16 protein-coding genes are annotated in these 16,072 nt (G+C 37.1%); 6 read left to right on the top strand and 10 right to left on the bottom strand.

The window, feature by feature from the left end; translation table 11 throughout:
• The 5 genes from CM19_RS07705 to CM19_RS07690 all read left to right on the top strand — a co-directional run.
• Positions 1–444 (top strand): sulfocyanin (locus tag CM19_RS07705; RefSeq protein WP_048099864.1); only part of this gene is annotated, 444 nt, incomplete at its 5' end.
• A 172-nt stretch (positions 445–616) separates the two neighbouring features.
• Positions 617–1,153, top strand: coding sequence for a proton pump complex quinol oxidase subunit SoxA (gene soxA, locus CM19_RS07700; protein ID WP_048099863.1), 537 nt, complete (start codon positions 617–619; stop codon positions 1,151–1,153).
• Position 1,154: 1 nt separating this feature from the next.
• Positions 1,155–1,298 (top strand): LPXTG cell wall anchor domain-containing protein, encoded by a 144-nt coding sequence (locus CM19_RS12940; protein ID WP_150111407.1) that lies wholly within the window; start codon positions 1,155–1,157, stop codon positions 1,296–1,298.
• A gap of 94 nt (positions 1,299–1,392) precedes the next feature.
• A complete protein-coding gene (gene soxB / locus CM19_RS07695) occupies positions 1,393–2,934 on the top strand; it encodes a proton pump complex quinol oxidase subunit SoxB (RefSeq protein WP_048099862.1) in 1,542 nt (513 codons plus the stop codon).
• Positions 2,935–2,988: 54 nt separating this feature from the next.
• Positions 2,989–3,549, top strand: coding sequence for a DUF1404 domain-containing protein (locus CM19_RS07690; RefSeq protein WP_048099861.1), 561 nt, complete (start codon positions 2,989–2,991; stop codon positions 3,547–3,549).
• A 184-nt stretch (positions 3,550–3,733) separates the two neighbouring features.
• Here the strand turns inward: CM19_RS07690 and CM19_RS07685 are convergent, their stop codons facing one another.
• Both CM19_RS07685 and CM19_RS07680 read right to left on the bottom strand, forming a co-directional pair.
• On the bottom strand, positions 3,734–4,153 hold the full coding sequence (locus tag CM19_RS07685) for a hypothetical protein (protein WP_048099860.1): 420 nt from the start codon (positions 4,151–4,153) through the stop codon (positions 3,734–3,736).
• The gene (locus tag CM19_RS07680) at positions 4,150–5,037 is read right to left on the bottom strand and encodes an SPFH domain-containing protein (protein ID WP_048099859.1); all 888 of its coding nucleotides are present in this window, start codon (positions 5,035–5,037) and stop codon (positions 4,150–4,152) included. The genes CM19_RS07685 and CM19_RS07680 overlap by 4 nt, the downstream gene beginning before the upstream one ends.
• 274 nt (positions 5,038–5,311) lie before the next feature.
• Between CM19_RS07680 and CM19_RS07675 the strand changes: the two genes are divergently transcribed.
• Positions 5,312–5,785 carry a hypothetical protein gene (locus CM19_RS07675; RefSeq protein ID WP_048099858.1) on the top strand — a complete coding sequence of 158 codons (474 nt, stop codon included), beginning with the start codon at positions 5,312–5,314 and terminating at the stop codon, positions 5,783–5,785.
• An 854-nt stretch (positions 5,786–6,639) separates the two neighbouring features.
• Here CM19_RS07675 and CM19_RS07670 read toward each other — a convergent pair.
• The 8 genes from CM19_RS07670 to CM19_RS07635 all read right to left on the bottom strand — a co-directional run bounded on the left by CM19_RS07670 (position 6,640) and on the right by CM19_RS07635 (position 16,012).
• Complete coding sequence (locus CM19_RS07670; protein ID WP_052349492.1) at positions 6,640–6,993, bottom strand: nucleotidyltransferase domain-containing protein; 354 nt, start codon at positions 6,991–6,993, stop codon at positions 6,640–6,642.
• A complete protein-coding gene (locus CM19_RS07665) occupies positions 6,975–7,316 on the bottom strand; it encodes a HEPN domain-containing protein (RefSeq protein WP_048099857.1) in 342 nt (113 codons plus the stop codon). Before CM19_RS07665 ends, CM19_RS07670 begins: the two co-directional genes overlap by 19 nt.
• 680 nt (positions 7,317–7,996) lie before the next feature.
• Positions 7,997–9,589: a PQQ-like beta-propeller repeat protein gene (locus CM19_RS07660; protein WP_048099856.1), complete on the bottom strand. Its 1,593-nt coding sequence runs from the start codon at positions 9,587–9,589 to the stop codon at positions 7,997–7,999.
• A gap of 169 nt (positions 9,590–9,758) precedes the next feature.
• The gene (locus tag CM19_RS07655) at positions 9,759–10,670 is read right to left on the bottom strand and encodes a 2-oxoacid:ferredoxin oxidoreductase subunit beta (RefSeq protein ID WP_048099855.1); all 912 of its coding nucleotides are present in this window, start codon (positions 10,668–10,670) and stop codon (positions 9,759–9,761) included.
• Positions 10,657–12,519, bottom strand: coding sequence for a 2-oxoacid:ferredoxin oxidoreductase subunit alpha (locus tag CM19_RS07650; protein WP_048099854.1), 1,863 nt, complete (start codon positions 12,517–12,519; stop codon positions 10,657–10,659). The genes CM19_RS07655 and CM19_RS07650 overlap by 14 nt, the downstream gene beginning before the upstream one ends.
• Positions 12,520–12,882: 363 nt before the next feature.
• A complete protein-coding gene (locus tag CM19_RS07645; protein WP_048099886.1) occupies positions 12,883–14,352 on the bottom strand; it encodes a 4-hydroxyphenylacetate 3-hydroxylase family protein in 1,470 nt (489 codons plus the stop codon).
• Positions 14,349–15,287 carry a 3,4-dihydroxyphenylacetate 2,3-dioxygenase gene (gene hpaD / locus CM19_RS07640; RefSeq protein WP_081801242.1) on the bottom strand — a complete coding sequence of 313 codons (939 nt, stop codon included), beginning with the start codon at positions 15,285–15,287 and terminating at the stop codon, positions 14,349–14,351. The genes CM19_RS07645 and hpaD overlap by 4 nt, the downstream gene beginning before the upstream one ends.
• Positions 15,288–15,361: 74 nt before the next feature.
• Entirely contained in the window at positions 15,362–16,012 is a 651-nt protein-coding gene (locus tag CM19_RS07635) for a helix-turn-helix domain-containing protein (RefSeq protein WP_048099853.1), read from the bottom strand.
• Between the last annotated feature and the right edge of the window lie 60 nt (positions 16,013–16,072).

Raw genomic sequence — 16,072 nt, 5'->3', positions numbered from 1 at the left:
GTTCCTCTAGCTTATAACGCAGCTAATAAGACTGTATTCCTATATATTGTCTCGTTGAGCTCTGGAAATCCATTTAACTTTAACGGAACAAGCGACGGACAGCTAAAAATTTACATACCTGCAGGATGGCACGTGTATGTAGTCTACACAAACCAGGAATCAATACCTCACAACTTCAACATAATAGCTAACGATACTCCAACGCCCAATAACGCAAACGTACTTGCTGACGGTAAGTTTATTCTTAACGTTGGAACCACGAGCACATCATATGAAACTGTAGGTATAGCTAGTGGTCAATCTGCATCTGGCTTATCTCCAGCAATTCCTGCAGGATACTATTGGTTCGCATGCGGTATCGCTGGTCACGCTGAAGCAGGAATGTGGGGTGTACTAATATCTTCCACATCAGTAACTACACCATACTACGTTACAAGTAGTTAAGATAAGGTAATTCTTTTATTTTATATCTTCTTTTTTATTCCTATAGCTTATGTTATAATTGGCTAATCTTAATTTCTATCTAATCTCTTATAAAAGTAGGATAAAGTAGTAAAATATTTTTGAAAAATAAAACTTTATATATTGCTTAGTTTTATCTATCAATGAGGAAAGGATGAGCGAACATAAGGGAAGAGATTGGGAAAAGATATGGTTTGTAGTTATGCTTGTTATAGTCGCTATTTTTGTGGGTGTAAGCTACTCTTCAATAATAAGCGGATCTGCTGCAACATTCAGATATGGTCTACCACTCCACAGTGGCGTTCCTAAATTACCAAACGGTACAGTGGTCATCTACATGTTAGCGGTACAATGGGCTTGGCTTCCTCAAAATGCTACAGAAATAATCTATGCCCCAAACGGGACAATACTTCATATACCAATAACAAACTTTGTTACGTATGTTAACGGTTATCCATATATAAAAGTTCAACCAGGACAACCTGTAGAAATGGTTCTTTATAGTAATAACGTAGTTCACGCTTTCTACCTAAGGTTACCTCATGGACCTCAAAACTGGAACATAGTACCTGGCATAAATAGTTATGCATTCTTCTACGCTCCGACAACGGCCGGCAACTACACTTTCCACTGTGCGGAGTATTGTGGAATAGGCCATTCCTACATGTATGGTTATTTATGGGTGATGTAAAGTGTTTGCTGAGATATTTGCAGCTGCAACATATGCGCCTCCTTCAAGCATCCCATTTGAAGATATATTCGGATTTGCACTAGCTGGTATTGGAATAGTTGCAGGAATCCTTTTCTATCTAGTTATGAGAAAGAAAGCAATTTAATTTTTTTATTAAAATATTAATATTAAGTAAACAAATATTTTCTACATTTATATAAGATAGGTTTTTAAAGGCAAATGTTTTCACATATTTTGAAATGAAGTTATATCCTAAAAGCGAACTAGGATTCTCACTCCTATTCACAGGAGCTACAATTGCATGGTTAGCTGTTCTAGGATCAGCAATGCTAGGATTTAGAACAATCCTCTTAACCCCACACTTAGTTCCAGGTCCTAACTATTCTCCTGCTTCTCTTTACTATTTCCTAGTGACTATGCACGGACAAGTAGGGATGATGATAGTTGTTGAAGATCTAACTTTAGCCGTTTTTGCTTATGCGCTATACAAAGCGAAGATGGGCATTATCCATAAGAAGACTATGATGATAGCATTCCTTCTTCTTAACATACCTATGATATTTTACTTTGCTGGAGGCCCATTAATGGGATGGTATATGTATCCTCCATTAGCCCTACAACAAGGTAGTTGGTTAATATATAGAGGAGCAATGATCGGCGTAGCTTACTTCATGATAGTCCTAGATGCCTTAGGAGCGATAATTGGTGGTTTAACGATGTTCCTCGACGCATACAAAACCAGACCAAAAGAAGGTAAAGTACCTATATTTGCAGCTTACGGGATGACATTTGGAGGAGTTTTCATGCCTATAACTGAATTCGCTCTATTGGCTTGCGCTCTCTGGTATTCACTTTACTTCTGGGCTGGGGTACCAGTAAATCCATTGACTTGGGTAGTCCTATTCTGGTTCTGGGGGCACCCAGTAGTCTATTATGCACCATTTGCTATATTTGGAGGATTATACGAGTTAATCCCAAGATTCTCTGGCAGATCGCTGTTTAGCGAAAGATGGGCTAGATGGAACATGATACTCCTATTCACCTTCGGAATGCTTGTTTGGGTTCATCACCTTCAGACTTGGCCTTTGCCTGTCTATATAAGAGCTTTCATAACTCCTACGACGCTAATACTTGCAGCTGGATCTGGATTAACCGTATTAAACCTTGGATTAACGATCATGACAGGAAAGGGATATAAGTGGAAGGATCCAGTTGGGCTTGCTGCAGTAATTGCTCTAATTGGGTTCATATTGGCTGGTTTACAAGCGCTAATATTGCCAATAAACCCGTTGAACGTTATAGTCCACAACACTTACTATATAATTGGTCACTTCCACTTGATGATATGGACAATAATAATAGTTGGATATACTGCAATTTTGCTTGACATGCTAAGATCCAGGATGGGAACGTTAGACTTTTCCGAACTAAGTAGAGGAATGTTAATCGGTGGACTAGTTACATGGACTAGCATTGCTCTAGCACTAGGATACGATATGAGTTATGCAGGATATGTAGGGCTAATTAGAAGATGGATGGCATATCCAGTTAAGTTCCTACCATTCATGGACTCCATGACTTACTTAGCAATTGGCATGGCAGCATCTTTCATAATGTTTGCGATCCCGGTAATTTCTACGTTATTACCTATAAAGACATCAGCTTTCTGGAGCGGAGTAGTTGGAGGAGAGATACCAACAGGCTTTTCAGCTCCTGGAATTTCTGGAACAGACGGAGGAAACTCTCCTGCAGTAAAAGCCAAAAGTACTTCGCAAAAATAAGTCAAATATAAAAAAGAGATAAAACTTTTTTAAATAAAACTTCTATCTATTAATATGCATACTAACTTCAGGCAGATCTCGATAAAGTCACTTATATTACCAGTAGTATTTGTAGTTACATTTGTAAATCCTTATGTAGAAAGCCTTATGTTCTCAAATCCTATTCCTTATATGCTTGATCACTACGCCCTATATGCAGCAGGGGCAATTATAGGTTACAAGTTTTTTAAGACGAATTTTCCAGAGTTCATTCTAGGCTTAGTACCAGCAGTATTTTGGCACATTCCATTATTCTTTGACCTAGGTGCTGCCTTTATTCAATATAGAGCACTTGCCGAGATTACTCTCTTTTTGGGCGGATTATTAGCCGGTGGATATATATCATCAATGAAACTATCGTACAAGCTTCTATGGCTGGCTATATATATGTTAGCTGACACAATTCTTAGCATCTTTTTTATTCTTGGATATCCTCAGTATACGCACACCGACTACCCTTTCCTTTCTTACACTACCCAATACTTGCCTGTTACAGGAATAGCAATGTTTATTGTTATGAATGCAGTCCTAGTTTATGCTTTAATAAATATAATGAAAAATGCATCTATTTTTTAACGTAACTAATTTATATCATTTTAATTTTTTAAAAAATATAATTATTACATGAATTATACATATTCTTAAAAAGAAAACAGATAATAGTCTTAAATAATTAACAATGTACTACTACTATAATATCTTTTCCTTTTTATTTCTAAAAAAGACTTATTCAGTTACGTTATATAATAAAAAATTTTTATTACTTTCCTCTAACTAGAGAGACTGCCAAACCAGCAATAGCCCCGTTTATAACGTTAAAAGCAATTACTAAACCTATATACGTTTGAGGATAAGGAACTTTAAAAGCATAAGGCATTAATGAAAGCACTAAGTAGCCAATACCCGCATAAATGGCCAAAGTTCTGATTGAAAGAAAAGATTCTTTCTCCACACTTGTCCTAACAGGATAGGAGAAAATAACGAGAATTGCTAAAACAACAATTTCTACAATTCCCTCAGCTGGTATGACAAAGAGGGCTAGAATAGGCGAGATTAGAAGTAAATTAGAAGGAGGATAGAACAATTTAACTACAAGAGATGTTATAAACATGATTATAGTTATAATAAAAGAATAACCAATACCTGTAGCTACGCTATACGACATCTGTCTAGAATTCATTGTCCACCTCCACTTCCCTTCTCTTGTTCATTAGTTTGTCCACTTAACTTGGTTGATAACGCTCTGAATACTCCATCTGACAGGTTCACTAATGTAGCTAAATTAGGGAAATATGGAACTCCTATAGCCATATTAACTGACGCTGGATTTTGCTGATCTGCTAATACTCTAGCTAGACCTAGTCTAACTGAGTCGTTTATTGGAATCCCTAAGTCTCTCAACTGGATTATCCTCCTTAGCTCTGGATCCTGAGGGAGAAGCTTAGTAACTCTAACGGATATTAGGTCTATTCCAATTTCAGAAAGAAATTGCTTTAGAGCTGCAGTAACTGCTGTAGAGATATCGCCGAATTTCTTATAAACATCAGTCAGTTTTACTTGGTTAAGGATTGAACTAACTTCCTGATCAACAATAGGCGAAATGTAAATTCCCAGATCTTGATCCTTAAAGTAATTTCCTCCAAATTGAACGTTTGTAACTAGAGAAGACGGATTATTTACTCTAAAGTATGCTGCGGTTTCATATTCTACTGGAACTAGGTCATCAGTTTGACTTAATCCTGTAACTTTAACCTCATGCCTTGTTGTGGAAACAAAGAAAACCAAAGTGTCATATGGTAGTTGCTGATACCTAAATTTTGATAGAAATGATGATACTGCATTACCTGGACTTTGAATATTATGAGAACCAGGAGGAAGATCTGCTGCTATTTGACCTTGGACTATTACGATGGCTCTTTCTGTAGGTTGAACTAGAAATAAAGATTTTGAACCTATTGCTTCTCTAGGATAGCGAAATATTATTGTATCAGCAGTCATTTTACTTGCTCCAGTTGATTCATCTTCTGTTGAAATTACTTGACCTCTAAAACCTATATTCGACATATTCTCTAGAATATATTGGGTGTCACATTAAAAATTTTCATGAAAGAATGCATTGAGGAATAAACGTAAAGACTTTTTTCTAACTTCAACTGGGCTTAACTCGTAACCCCTCTTAATTTACGTAAGATCTTAAACGGAAAGCTAAAATAAGCATCTTTTTTTGTATCTGAAATATACTTTAACTTAGAAAGGTCAATATATCCCTTACAATCTTTTTTACCTAACATGCATGGAGATAAAACTTTATAACTATACGGAAGTTAATTAAATTTGTATGCCAAGGGAATTAACGCCAATTGAGCAATTACAACTTCTTCTTCCCGGATACAGGGGATATAAGGCAAAGGATCTAATTAGACAGGACGATTTCCTTATAAGGAGAAGTGTGGCTGATAAAATAGAACAGGCTATTTCAGCAATTTCAATGAAAGAAAGTATTTTAGCCTCAACTCAACCCTTTTCTCCACAGCTTAAAGTAATGGAATTTATACTATCCAATCTAAGATCGTTAGAGACAGAAATTATGTCTAGTCAAGGAGGAGGGGGAGATATTTATGCTAGATGGAAAATTAATACAGAAGAACTTGATCAAATAGTTAATCATGACCTTAATATGATACAGATAGCTCAAAAAATAGCCGATCTCGCTAACTCGGATCAGTATGAACAAATACCTCCTCAGATCCAGTCACTGAAATCCCTATATTATGAAAGGAAGTCGTTATTCTTTCCACCAGAATATAGATGATATATTTTCAGCAATTACTGAAGGGTTTACAACAGAAATCCTTGCTCTTTACCTTAGATCCATACACAATATAGTAAAAAATATTGAGTACAACAACTTTTATATGATTATATAAAAATTTTATTAAATAATACGATACGGAAAATAAAAAACACTATATTTACAGGAATAGAAACAAAAATATTGAAAATAAAACGAGAAAAGCAAACACACTTGATAAATTACCTTACACATAAATCTATTTAAACACTAAAGAATCAAGTTTAAACTAAACTAGTTAAGAAAACATAAAAGGATTAGGGGGAGTTGATATTACCAAGGGGATCAACATGAACAAACACATAAATCCCTTAACCAACGTGCAATAAGGAAAATTAAAAAATAAATTATTTCTCTTATCTTGAAATTCAAGTTAAGAAACACAAATAAATGCATCCTCACGTTTTTACAGTCTTGAGGAAATAGCTAAATCTCTTGCAGCACACTACCTTTACCAAACAAAAACGAGAAGTTCGGAGTAGGAAACGTGGTAGAACAAGTGTTTAGGATTGTAAAATACAGGCTAGCAAGCATGGATAAACTTTTCCCAGCAAGATCAACAAAAGAAACAATAATAAGGTTGGATGAAAATATTCTTCACAATCTACAATGAATTTATACAATTTCTCTCAGAGGGGTGAAACTGTTGAATACACGCCGCACTACACATTACCACTAATTAATTTCTTACGTTAAAAGAAAGTAGGTCTTCAATTACTGATTAACAAGTGACATTCTCACAGCTAAGGTTTCTGTTACAATTCTTGTGTAGCTACGTAAAGCTTTGGGAAAAAATTAGTAAAGTGATACACTTTTTATTTACATAGATTCAGGGAAAGACCATCATATACACTCTTACAACCTTCTTTTAGCATTTGCATTATTATACGTTCTTTCAGTTCATCCTTTGTAATAACAATTATATCTATAGGTAGAAACGGTGATAATGAAAGTATTTTTGATGCTAATAAAAACCTATCTTCAACTCTTTCGAAAATAGATAGTAAGTCAAAGTCACTGGAAGGTCTATTAGTCCCTCTACCTCTACTCCCAAATAATATTAAAGTGCTCTTAGGAAACTCAGTCTTGTACTTCTCAACAAAATCACTAAACATAAAGTCATACTTTGAGACTAACTCCTCAAGTCTCCTTATAAGGTCTTCAGCCATGACAAGATCACTTCTGCGTTTCTCATGCATAATTCCGCTGTGTTCTTACTATAATAGTCCATTTGAGAGTATCTTGAAGCGGTATAATGTGGGTTTAGAAATTCACATGCGTCTAAGACCTCTTGAGAAGGGTTCCCTAAAAGACGTATCAAAGTGCAAATATTATGAGTAAAAGGAAAAGAACCGGCCTTGATGTAAAGCTTACCCTTAGCTACAAGTTCTACTGATTGGTGTGAGAGGAAGCAGACAAGCCAATAAACTCCTTTTTCCATCGACATCTTTGCAAGTTCAAAAGACTCTTCTCCCTTACTTATTAGCTCCATATTTGTACTAATATTGTCCTAAACTGATTTAAGCTTATCTTGTTAACTAGGATTCTGTCTCTTGTTAATCTCACTATAATTCTCTACCGGAAAACTTACAACTGAAAGCCTCGCCTTTTACCTAAGATCTAAACTCAATATAGTAAAAAATATTGAGTACAACAACTTTTATGTGATTGCATGAAAATTTTGTTAAATAAAACAATATGAGAATATAAAACACTATATTTACAAGAATGAAAACAAAAATAATGAAAATAAAACATGAGAAAAACAAAACACACCTATTACCAAGACAACTAGACAAGCGCGTACTCAAGAATTATTAAAATGACACTAACCATGCCCTACTCCTCCATAAAACATCAATAAGTCCCTCAGGATACAACCTAAAACGCTTAGGCAAAAAAGAAGAAAACAAAACACTTGACATAGGTTTCTCTAAACTAAACAACATGTAGATGAGGATGCAAGAAAAGGCAAAGAACCTAAAAACCCACTTAGTAGTAATCAAGAGAAAATACTTAACATCCCTAAAAACCAATTGGATCTAAGGTAAAGAGCAAGGAGACGGGCGGCTCTTAACTTCACATTTGTTTAATGTTTTGGATTTTTCCATTTACCAAAAAGTACAATGAGGAAAAAACAATAAAGATCTTTTTTTAAAAAAAAAAACTAACTTATAATCCTGCGTATATCTCAGTTAAAGGTAAAGCCATTACCCAACCGTAACTATTCGTTAGGAATATGGTATTTCCAGCTATTACTGGATAAACTATCCCAAACCTTCCTCCTATATTGTACATCGAGATAACTTTTCCATCTTCTGGGCTAATTACATAGACAGAACTGCCTGCAGCTGATATCAGATATCCATGATAGATCACAGGTGCACCTCTAGGACCACCAGGCTCTGTTGGAGGAATTCCTAGATCTGGCAACCTAGTGCTCCAAATTATGTTACCGTTGCTAACCGAAATCGCATCTATTTCTCCTAACGAAGGAACTCCTACGTAAGCTACATTGCCGTTAGCTGATATCATTGATGCCTTAAATGCTGGAGGAACTGCTCCTCTGCCGAGGTTCTTCACCCATAGAACGTCTCCGTTAGTTGCATTTACTGCAAAAATCACCGTGTCTACTGTTCCATTTCTAAAATTAGCTATAGTATCCTTAAGTATAATACCCATGCTCTGTAAAACAGTTGCAGGAGAATCACCCATTCCTGTATTATATGGGATATAATCACTAGGTAATTGAGATTTCCACAATACATTCCCGTTCTCTCCATTGACCGCTACTAATTCACCGTAAGGATAAGACGTTAAAGTAAAACCTGCTATGAAGATAGGAGTACCATTAGGCAAAACATAGTAATTAACGCTGCTCATACTGTCAATATATCCTGGAAGTTTTGTAATCCACAAGACCTGACCAGTTGTTGCGTTTAATCCAATAAAACAACCTCCACCAGTCGCATAAGCTAAGATTCCTCCGTAAACTGCTGGATCAGGCATGTTCTCTCCAAACGTAAATCTCATCCATAGTAGTTGCCCATCGGAGGCGTTAAATGCGTAAATCGCTCCATAGGTAGATCCTCTATAAACTCCAGTAGTTATATTCTTTAATGCATGTTCTACTGCAGTAAAAGTGAATCCTATGTCTCCAACTGGAACATAAACTATTCCATTATCCACAACTGGATCTTGCATAGCCATACTAGCTAATCCTGTAGCGTACCATACAACGTTTCCAGTTACCGGATTAACAGCTACAACTGTGCCTGGTCCACTATCCTCTTCTACAAAAAGTAAGTTATCAGCTAGACTTACTCCTAGAGGTTGACCTACATCTTGAGTCAGAAAGACCAATGCAGCTTTTTGACCTATTACTGAGGATGCTGGTAACTGTGAGGCTGGAGTAGAAAGAGGTATTGGTACTCCTCCGCCAAGCATATCGGCTGGTAATTCCCATGAAACTCCTCTTTGAAGATCTAAACAACTAGTATTCACCACTGATTCAAACTCCTGGTTATAGTTAGTCACAGGCCAGTTATCAGGAAATCCCATATTAGAACTAGCATTACCGGGGTAATACGTGACCTTAATTATGTATGGAAAATATGTCCCATTATACTGATAATAACTAGTTGTAATTGGAGAGAGAGCTTGTACGTTAGGCTGAACTTGGGGTTGGGCGAGAAATGTTAGGTTTAGGAAAAAACCTACAAGAATGATAGAGACAATTATAGCAGCAATTAACTTTAGCTTCATTTCTATCAGATTATGTGTATTTATTAATCGATTAAAAAACGTAACTATGTTATCTAGTAGAGATAAATTTAAATTTATTGAATATGATACTCATCATATTATTGATTAATATTATAAATTCAGTAAAAATTAAATTATATAAGATTAAGACAAGAAGACTTAAAAAAGGCTATACTTCTTTCTCCTTAATAAGATCCTCAATATCCGTTAGAAGCTTACCCTCTTTCTCTATTTTCACATTTGCTGGACCCATCGTCTTATAGCTAGGAGATACCTCAGCTATCCTCTCTTCTAGAGTTGATGTATTGTATTCATAGAATATACCTATAGGTATTCTATCACCCCATTCCATAGCTCTCAGTAGGCCTTTGGCCATTTTCTCATCTTTCTCTTCCAATCTTTTAACTATTGGATCCCAACCCGGCTCTGAATCCAACTTATATATCCTCTTATCATACCATTCCTTTGTGTTTATATCATTGTAGGTAGGACATGGCTGAAGAACGTCTATTAAGGAAAGCCCTTTGTGTTGTACTGCAGCTTTTATAATATCTTTTAAATGTTTGACGTCATATGCGTAGCTTCTAGCCACAAAAGTGTAACCTGATGTTATAGCTAGCGCCAACGGATTTATATTATCGTTAATGTTAGGTCTAGGCAAGGATTTTGTCTTGACACCTTTCCTTAAGGTAGGAGCTGCTTGACCTTTAGTTAAACCGTAAACTCCGTTGTCATGAAGTATTAAAGTTATGTCGGGATTTCTTCTCCCAATGCTTACAAAGTGACCTACTCCTATTCCGAGCTGATCTCCGTCTCCTGCATTCACTATCACTTCTAAATCTGGATTAGACTCCTTTATCCCTAGAGCGAAAGCTACAGCCCTGCCATGAAGAGTGTGAACTCCTGATATTGGATTCCTCATGAAGTGAGGTAATTTCCCTGAACATCCTATTCCAGATACAATTACTACCTTATTAGGATTTAGCCCCAGTTCGTTTAACGCCATTTGTTCTGCGTTAAGTATACCAAAGTCCCCACATCCGGGGCACCAATCGTTCCACTGAGGTTTAGGCACCGCCATTTAGCACCACCTTTCTTTCTCCGCTTAATGCCCTTCTTATTCCTTCCGTTACTTCGTCTGATCCCATAGGCCTTCCGTTCCACTTTAAGACGTAATGCGTCGGCTCTATTCCAGTATATTCCTTCATAACCTGAGCAGCTTGTGCCTCGTAATTTCCTTCCACGTCAATTATAGCCTCTTTGCCCTTAAGTAAATTAGGAATTAACTTTCTTGGAAATGGGCTAAATATCCTTAACTGGATAACCTCTATGTCCTCACCTAAATCTTCAACAGCATCTAATACTGATCCCTTGGGAGACCCCCAGGTGATTATAGCTATCTTACTGTTGGGATTCCCAAACACCTTTATTCTTTCCTCTTCTGGTATTTCCCTATCTGCTGTTTCTAGCTTTCTCATTCTTTTTGCGTACATAGTAGTCCTATTTTCAACATCTTCTGAAATGTGCCCCTCTTCATTATGTTCATCTCCAGTATAGAAAATTGGATGTTCGCCTAGTAAAATCCTTGGAGATATACCGTCATCAGTTACCATGAATCTCTTATCAACTTTTAGTATTTTTCCGCGTTCCGCTCTAATCTTATCAAGTCCAAGCTCGTCAACGTCCATTATGCTGTATGCGTTTGCCAATGCTTTCTCAACTAAGTGTATAACTGGAGTTTGATACCTTTCAGCTAGATTAAAGGCTAATACGGCATCTGCAAATGATTCGGCGTGATCCCCAGACGCTATTACTATTCTTGGAAACTCCCCGTGACCTGCATGCATGGCAAATAATAGATCTGACTGAGACGTCCTGGTAGGTAGACCAGTTGATGGACCTCCCCTCATGTAAAATGTGACAACCACCGGAGCCTCATTCATTCCTGCCCAACCTATTCCCTCAGCCATTAAGGAAAATCCAGGACCAGACGTTGCGGTTGCTGCCCTAACTCCCGTTAAAGACGCGCCTATAGCCATATTCACTGCAGCCAGTTCGTCCTCTGCCTGAACTACAACGATAGTCCTCTTTCTTTTATCTCCAGTTTCTGGATCTTCGTAAAGTACTTCTTGGTGTTCCTCTATGTAAAAGCTCTCGTCAGAAGCAGGTGTGATAGGGTAATAGGATTGGAATCCAATTCCACCATATATTTTTCCCATTGCGACAGCAGTATTCCCATCTAACTGCACCCTTCTTCCCTCTCTAGGTATCTCATTTAAATTGAACATAGATGGGACACTAGTTTGCTCAACAACCAATGAATTGAGCTTAACGAAGGTCTCTTGCCTAAACGTCCTCTTTATAGCGTTGAAAAGATGAGACCTATTTAATCCCAATAGAGAATAAGAGGCTGCAATAGCAGCGGTATTCTTACCTCTCTCTGCAACAGAAAGTGGGACGGACATGGCTGAAGCTACTTTCTTAAGAATCTCATCATAATTCACTTCGATTGTCTTTACTCCCTTGTTCTCAGCGTACTTTAAGGCTCCCCCTACAGTAGTATCGAACCCCGCTGACTTCAGCTTTGCCTTAACTCTCTCTGCCACCTCAGGCTCCATGCTTTGCACTCTATCAATAGAAGTATCTTTAACTCCTGTGTTGTATATTATTACCTTAGTCACATCATCGAAGTGTTGGAAAACTGTCTCTGCGTCGAACGACGCTAAAATTTCGACTTTCTGTCTTATGCTATGAGTTCTCTTATCGCTTATTGTTAGGTTAAAGTAACTATGTCTACCCTTAATGTTAGAGTAATATTCCCTATTACCATAAATGTAATATCCAGCTTCTGCTAACGCATTTCCGAAAATATTAGCAGAGGTATCGACACCCGTACCTTGGGCGCCCCCTATCATCCAACTGATCTTCATGTTCTCAATCTATAATGTGAAAATCAAGTATTTAAAACAACCGCCTAATTTACTATAGATTTCTAAATTAGTTTATATTAAAGCAAAATCTCTTTCTTATAAAAAGAGTATTTTTGTAACTGAAGGAAACAGATAAAATCTTTGTTAAGTTCTATTTAGCTAGAAGGAATGTGCTAATCGTTAAGTCAAGCTTTCTGCTTCTCTGTTTCCTCAGCTAAGAGTGATACGAAAAATCCACAGGATCTAGTGTAGTTCCCAATTAACACAAGATGAAACGCTATGAGAACATAGAAGTCGCGATCGGCAAGGTAAAAAACAAGGTAATAAAAATGTTTTTCCTCTTTCCTCCAGAAGAAGAAATAGCTATTGCTTTGGATTTGGCATCTGATCCATTATATCCCTAACTATCTTTACATAATCCCGCTTTTTATCCCTAAACACTTCAGTATAAGTCTGAGCCCATCTTAAAGTAGGATCTCCTCTACTAAACCTATCGTATTGTTCATATCTAATTCCGCTCTCGGATCCTATAACATCCCACAAAATGTTAAACAGTTTAACTCTTTCTAAAGCTGATAAACCCTTAGAGGAAAGATATTTCTCTACAAGCTTTGCCTCCTCAGCGTTTTCAAAGTCTTTCATTCCCGCTGGTACTGGAATAGATGAACCTCCCGGAATAAGCCGAAGAAGTTCGTGCACTCTTGGCAAGACATGCATGTTAAAATGACTTGCTGAAATGGCTATCTGCGCATTAGGTCTATAAATGTTTGGAAGTTGCACTCCAGCTTCTTCTGACGCTATTATAGCTGCCTCATTTAACGAAAGGTATATTAAGATTTCCCCTAATTTCTCCTGGACGTTTACAAAGTTGTTTATTCCTACCGCTTCAGCAATAGCAATAGCTAATCCTGCGTAGAACTTTAACCTAGAATAGTGCTGAATAACGAAGTGCCAGTTAAACCACGTCCTCAGCTGAACTGTGTGCCACATAAATCCTTCTATTTCTTCAGACTTCTTGTAAAATATTATTCTATCCCAGGGAACTAGTACATCGTCGAAAACTAAGATAGCGTCAGATTCCTCAAACTTAGAACTTAAAGGATATTCAAATTCATTGAATCCCTTTGGCTGAAATCCTCTTCTCGCTAGGAATTTTACACCTTTTGTATTAGTAGGTATAGAAAAGAATATAGCGTACCTCGGATCAGTATCCCTCCTTATGTTTGGCATATACCAAAGCATCTCAGCATATGGACCTGCAGTGGATAGTAACGATGCCCCTCTAACAACAACTCCTTCCTCTGTTTCTTTAACAACGCCAACTTGGATGTAAGGGTCTTCCCACTGAGATGGGGGTCTTGATCTATCGTACATTGGAGCAACTATCGCGTGAGTGTAAAACAAGTCCTTCTTGCTCGCTTCCCTATAGATATTTATTACGTTCTCCATGATATTATTACCGAAAGATTTAGCAAAGTAATCCTCCGAGTGAGCATAGAATACTGCTGACCATAAGTTTAGGTAATCTGGACTTCTACCAAAATAGCCATGATAGAAGTCATATATCCTCGTTAACCCTTCCCTAATTTTCCTTAAGTCGTCCTTTGACTTTGGCCTTAAAAAGGATATACTAGTTTCCTCACCTACATCACGATTGTAAACCCTAAGAGATGGATCCTTAAAATGTAAATCGTAATAGTCAGAGATTGTTTTTATAGGTATGCGAAAAGCTGGATGATCTACTATGTTAGTAACTTTTTCTCCATTGTAATATACCTCACCGTGGTTTCCTTCCTCAAGGCTTTTTACGTAATCTAACCCTCTCCTTATCATGAATTCCATCCCCTTAATTTACCCGTTAAGTCCTCCACAGGAACCCATTCCTTTAACCATGACTCTGGAATTGGTCTACCCCAAAAGTCACTCCTATACCTGGATTGATCGTAAGTCCAGACTTTTACCTTCCACTTATCCGGGTCTAATACCGTGTAATCTGAAGTAAAGAACTCAACTCTATTTTTATCCATATCTCTTAGGTAAATATAAAGTCCCTGGGTTACTCCGTGTCTTCCTGGACCTCTTTCTATTGAGTCCCACAACTTGGCTGAGGCTAAAATGTCAGCCGCCCTAATTATATCCTTTACGTCGTGAACATAGTAAGTTGAGTGATGAAAACCGGGTACTTTTGAGCTAGACCGTGCCATAGCGATGTCATGTGATTGTCCTAACCTGGTCATCCAAACTATATTGGGATTTCCTTCCTTATCCAGGAACTCTTCAGTCTCGTAAAATCCCATTCTTTTGTAAAAGTTAACTTCCTCCTGTAAATCCTTTACCATCAAGTTAACGTGGGCGAGCCTCACTGGAGAAACACCTTTATGAATGTGAAAATCTAACCTTAGATCGCCTACGTATTCCATGTCATTATAGAAAAGAGTTGGAAATCCCTGCGGGTCAATAAAGAGAAAAGCGTCATCTACTCCATCCTCTTTAAATTTCCTAGTCTGTATCTTCAAATCTTCCAACTCTTCTCTTGCCTTGTCAAGGTCGCTTACTCTATAAGCTATGTAAGAGAGACCTGGTGAATCCGCAAGCTTTATTCCTAAGCTATGATGTTGGCCCTCCTCTATTCCCCTTAGGTAAATCATATCGCCTTTTTTCTCAGTTTCTTGAAATCCAAGTAGATCTTCGTAAAAATACCTGGCTTTTTCCAGGTCAGTTGATCTTATACAGACATGTGATAGTCTTAACACATTCATGCCGTTCATCACAAATATTGTAATTAGAGAAGAAAAGGAGTTTATGAAACCAGTTAAAGAAGATCAAAAAATCAGTGGTCTGTCTAATTATCATCTTCTGAAAAGGCTGGGTAACTAGACCTCAAGAAGAACTCTATTAACCTCTTCTCAGATGACCTTAAATGATATAAAAACGTGATTTTACTTATTCCCATTTTTCTAGCTACTTCTTCTGCTTTTACATTTCTTGGATAGTTAAGGTACCCGTACTTGAACGCATATACCAAAGCCTTTATTTGTGCATCTGAAAGTTCTGGCAAAAAATTGATACTGTTATCGCTCTTAATTACTTTCCTCACATCCCCAAAGCTTTCCAATCCCTTAATTATCTCCCTTGCCTTACTTCTTGGAGTTACAAACTCCCAGTTTTCAACTCCGTTCTCAATAGTGTTCTTAAGAAATAAGACCTGCTGATCATATAAGAAACCAGCTATAGAATCCTTATACCTGTTTATGAAGTCCACTAATAACCTTTGGCCCATATCGTGAACGTGTAATACGGACTTAACTCCTTCTGAATTCTTCATCTTCATTACTTCTACCCTTAATTCCTTTGGCACTGAAATTGTTGATCTTAGATAACCCCTTTCAGGATATACAAAGTAATTTACTGTAAAAGTATCGACAAAATTAAGCTGGGAAGTCCAACAATCTTCATGAGTTAAAGACACCTTAACGGTAGTTAAAGAATTCATACATATATATCTCGTTTTAACACTTTAAAAGTATTTATTTTTAACTATATCTTTTAAAAA

The organism is Candidatus Acidianus copahuensis (genome assembly GCF_000632495.1).
Lineage (GTDB): Archaea > Thermoproteota > Thermoprotei_A > Sulfolobales > Sulfolobaceae > Acidianus > Acidianus copahuensis.
This window is presented reverse-complemented; position numbering and strand designations above follow the sequence as displayed.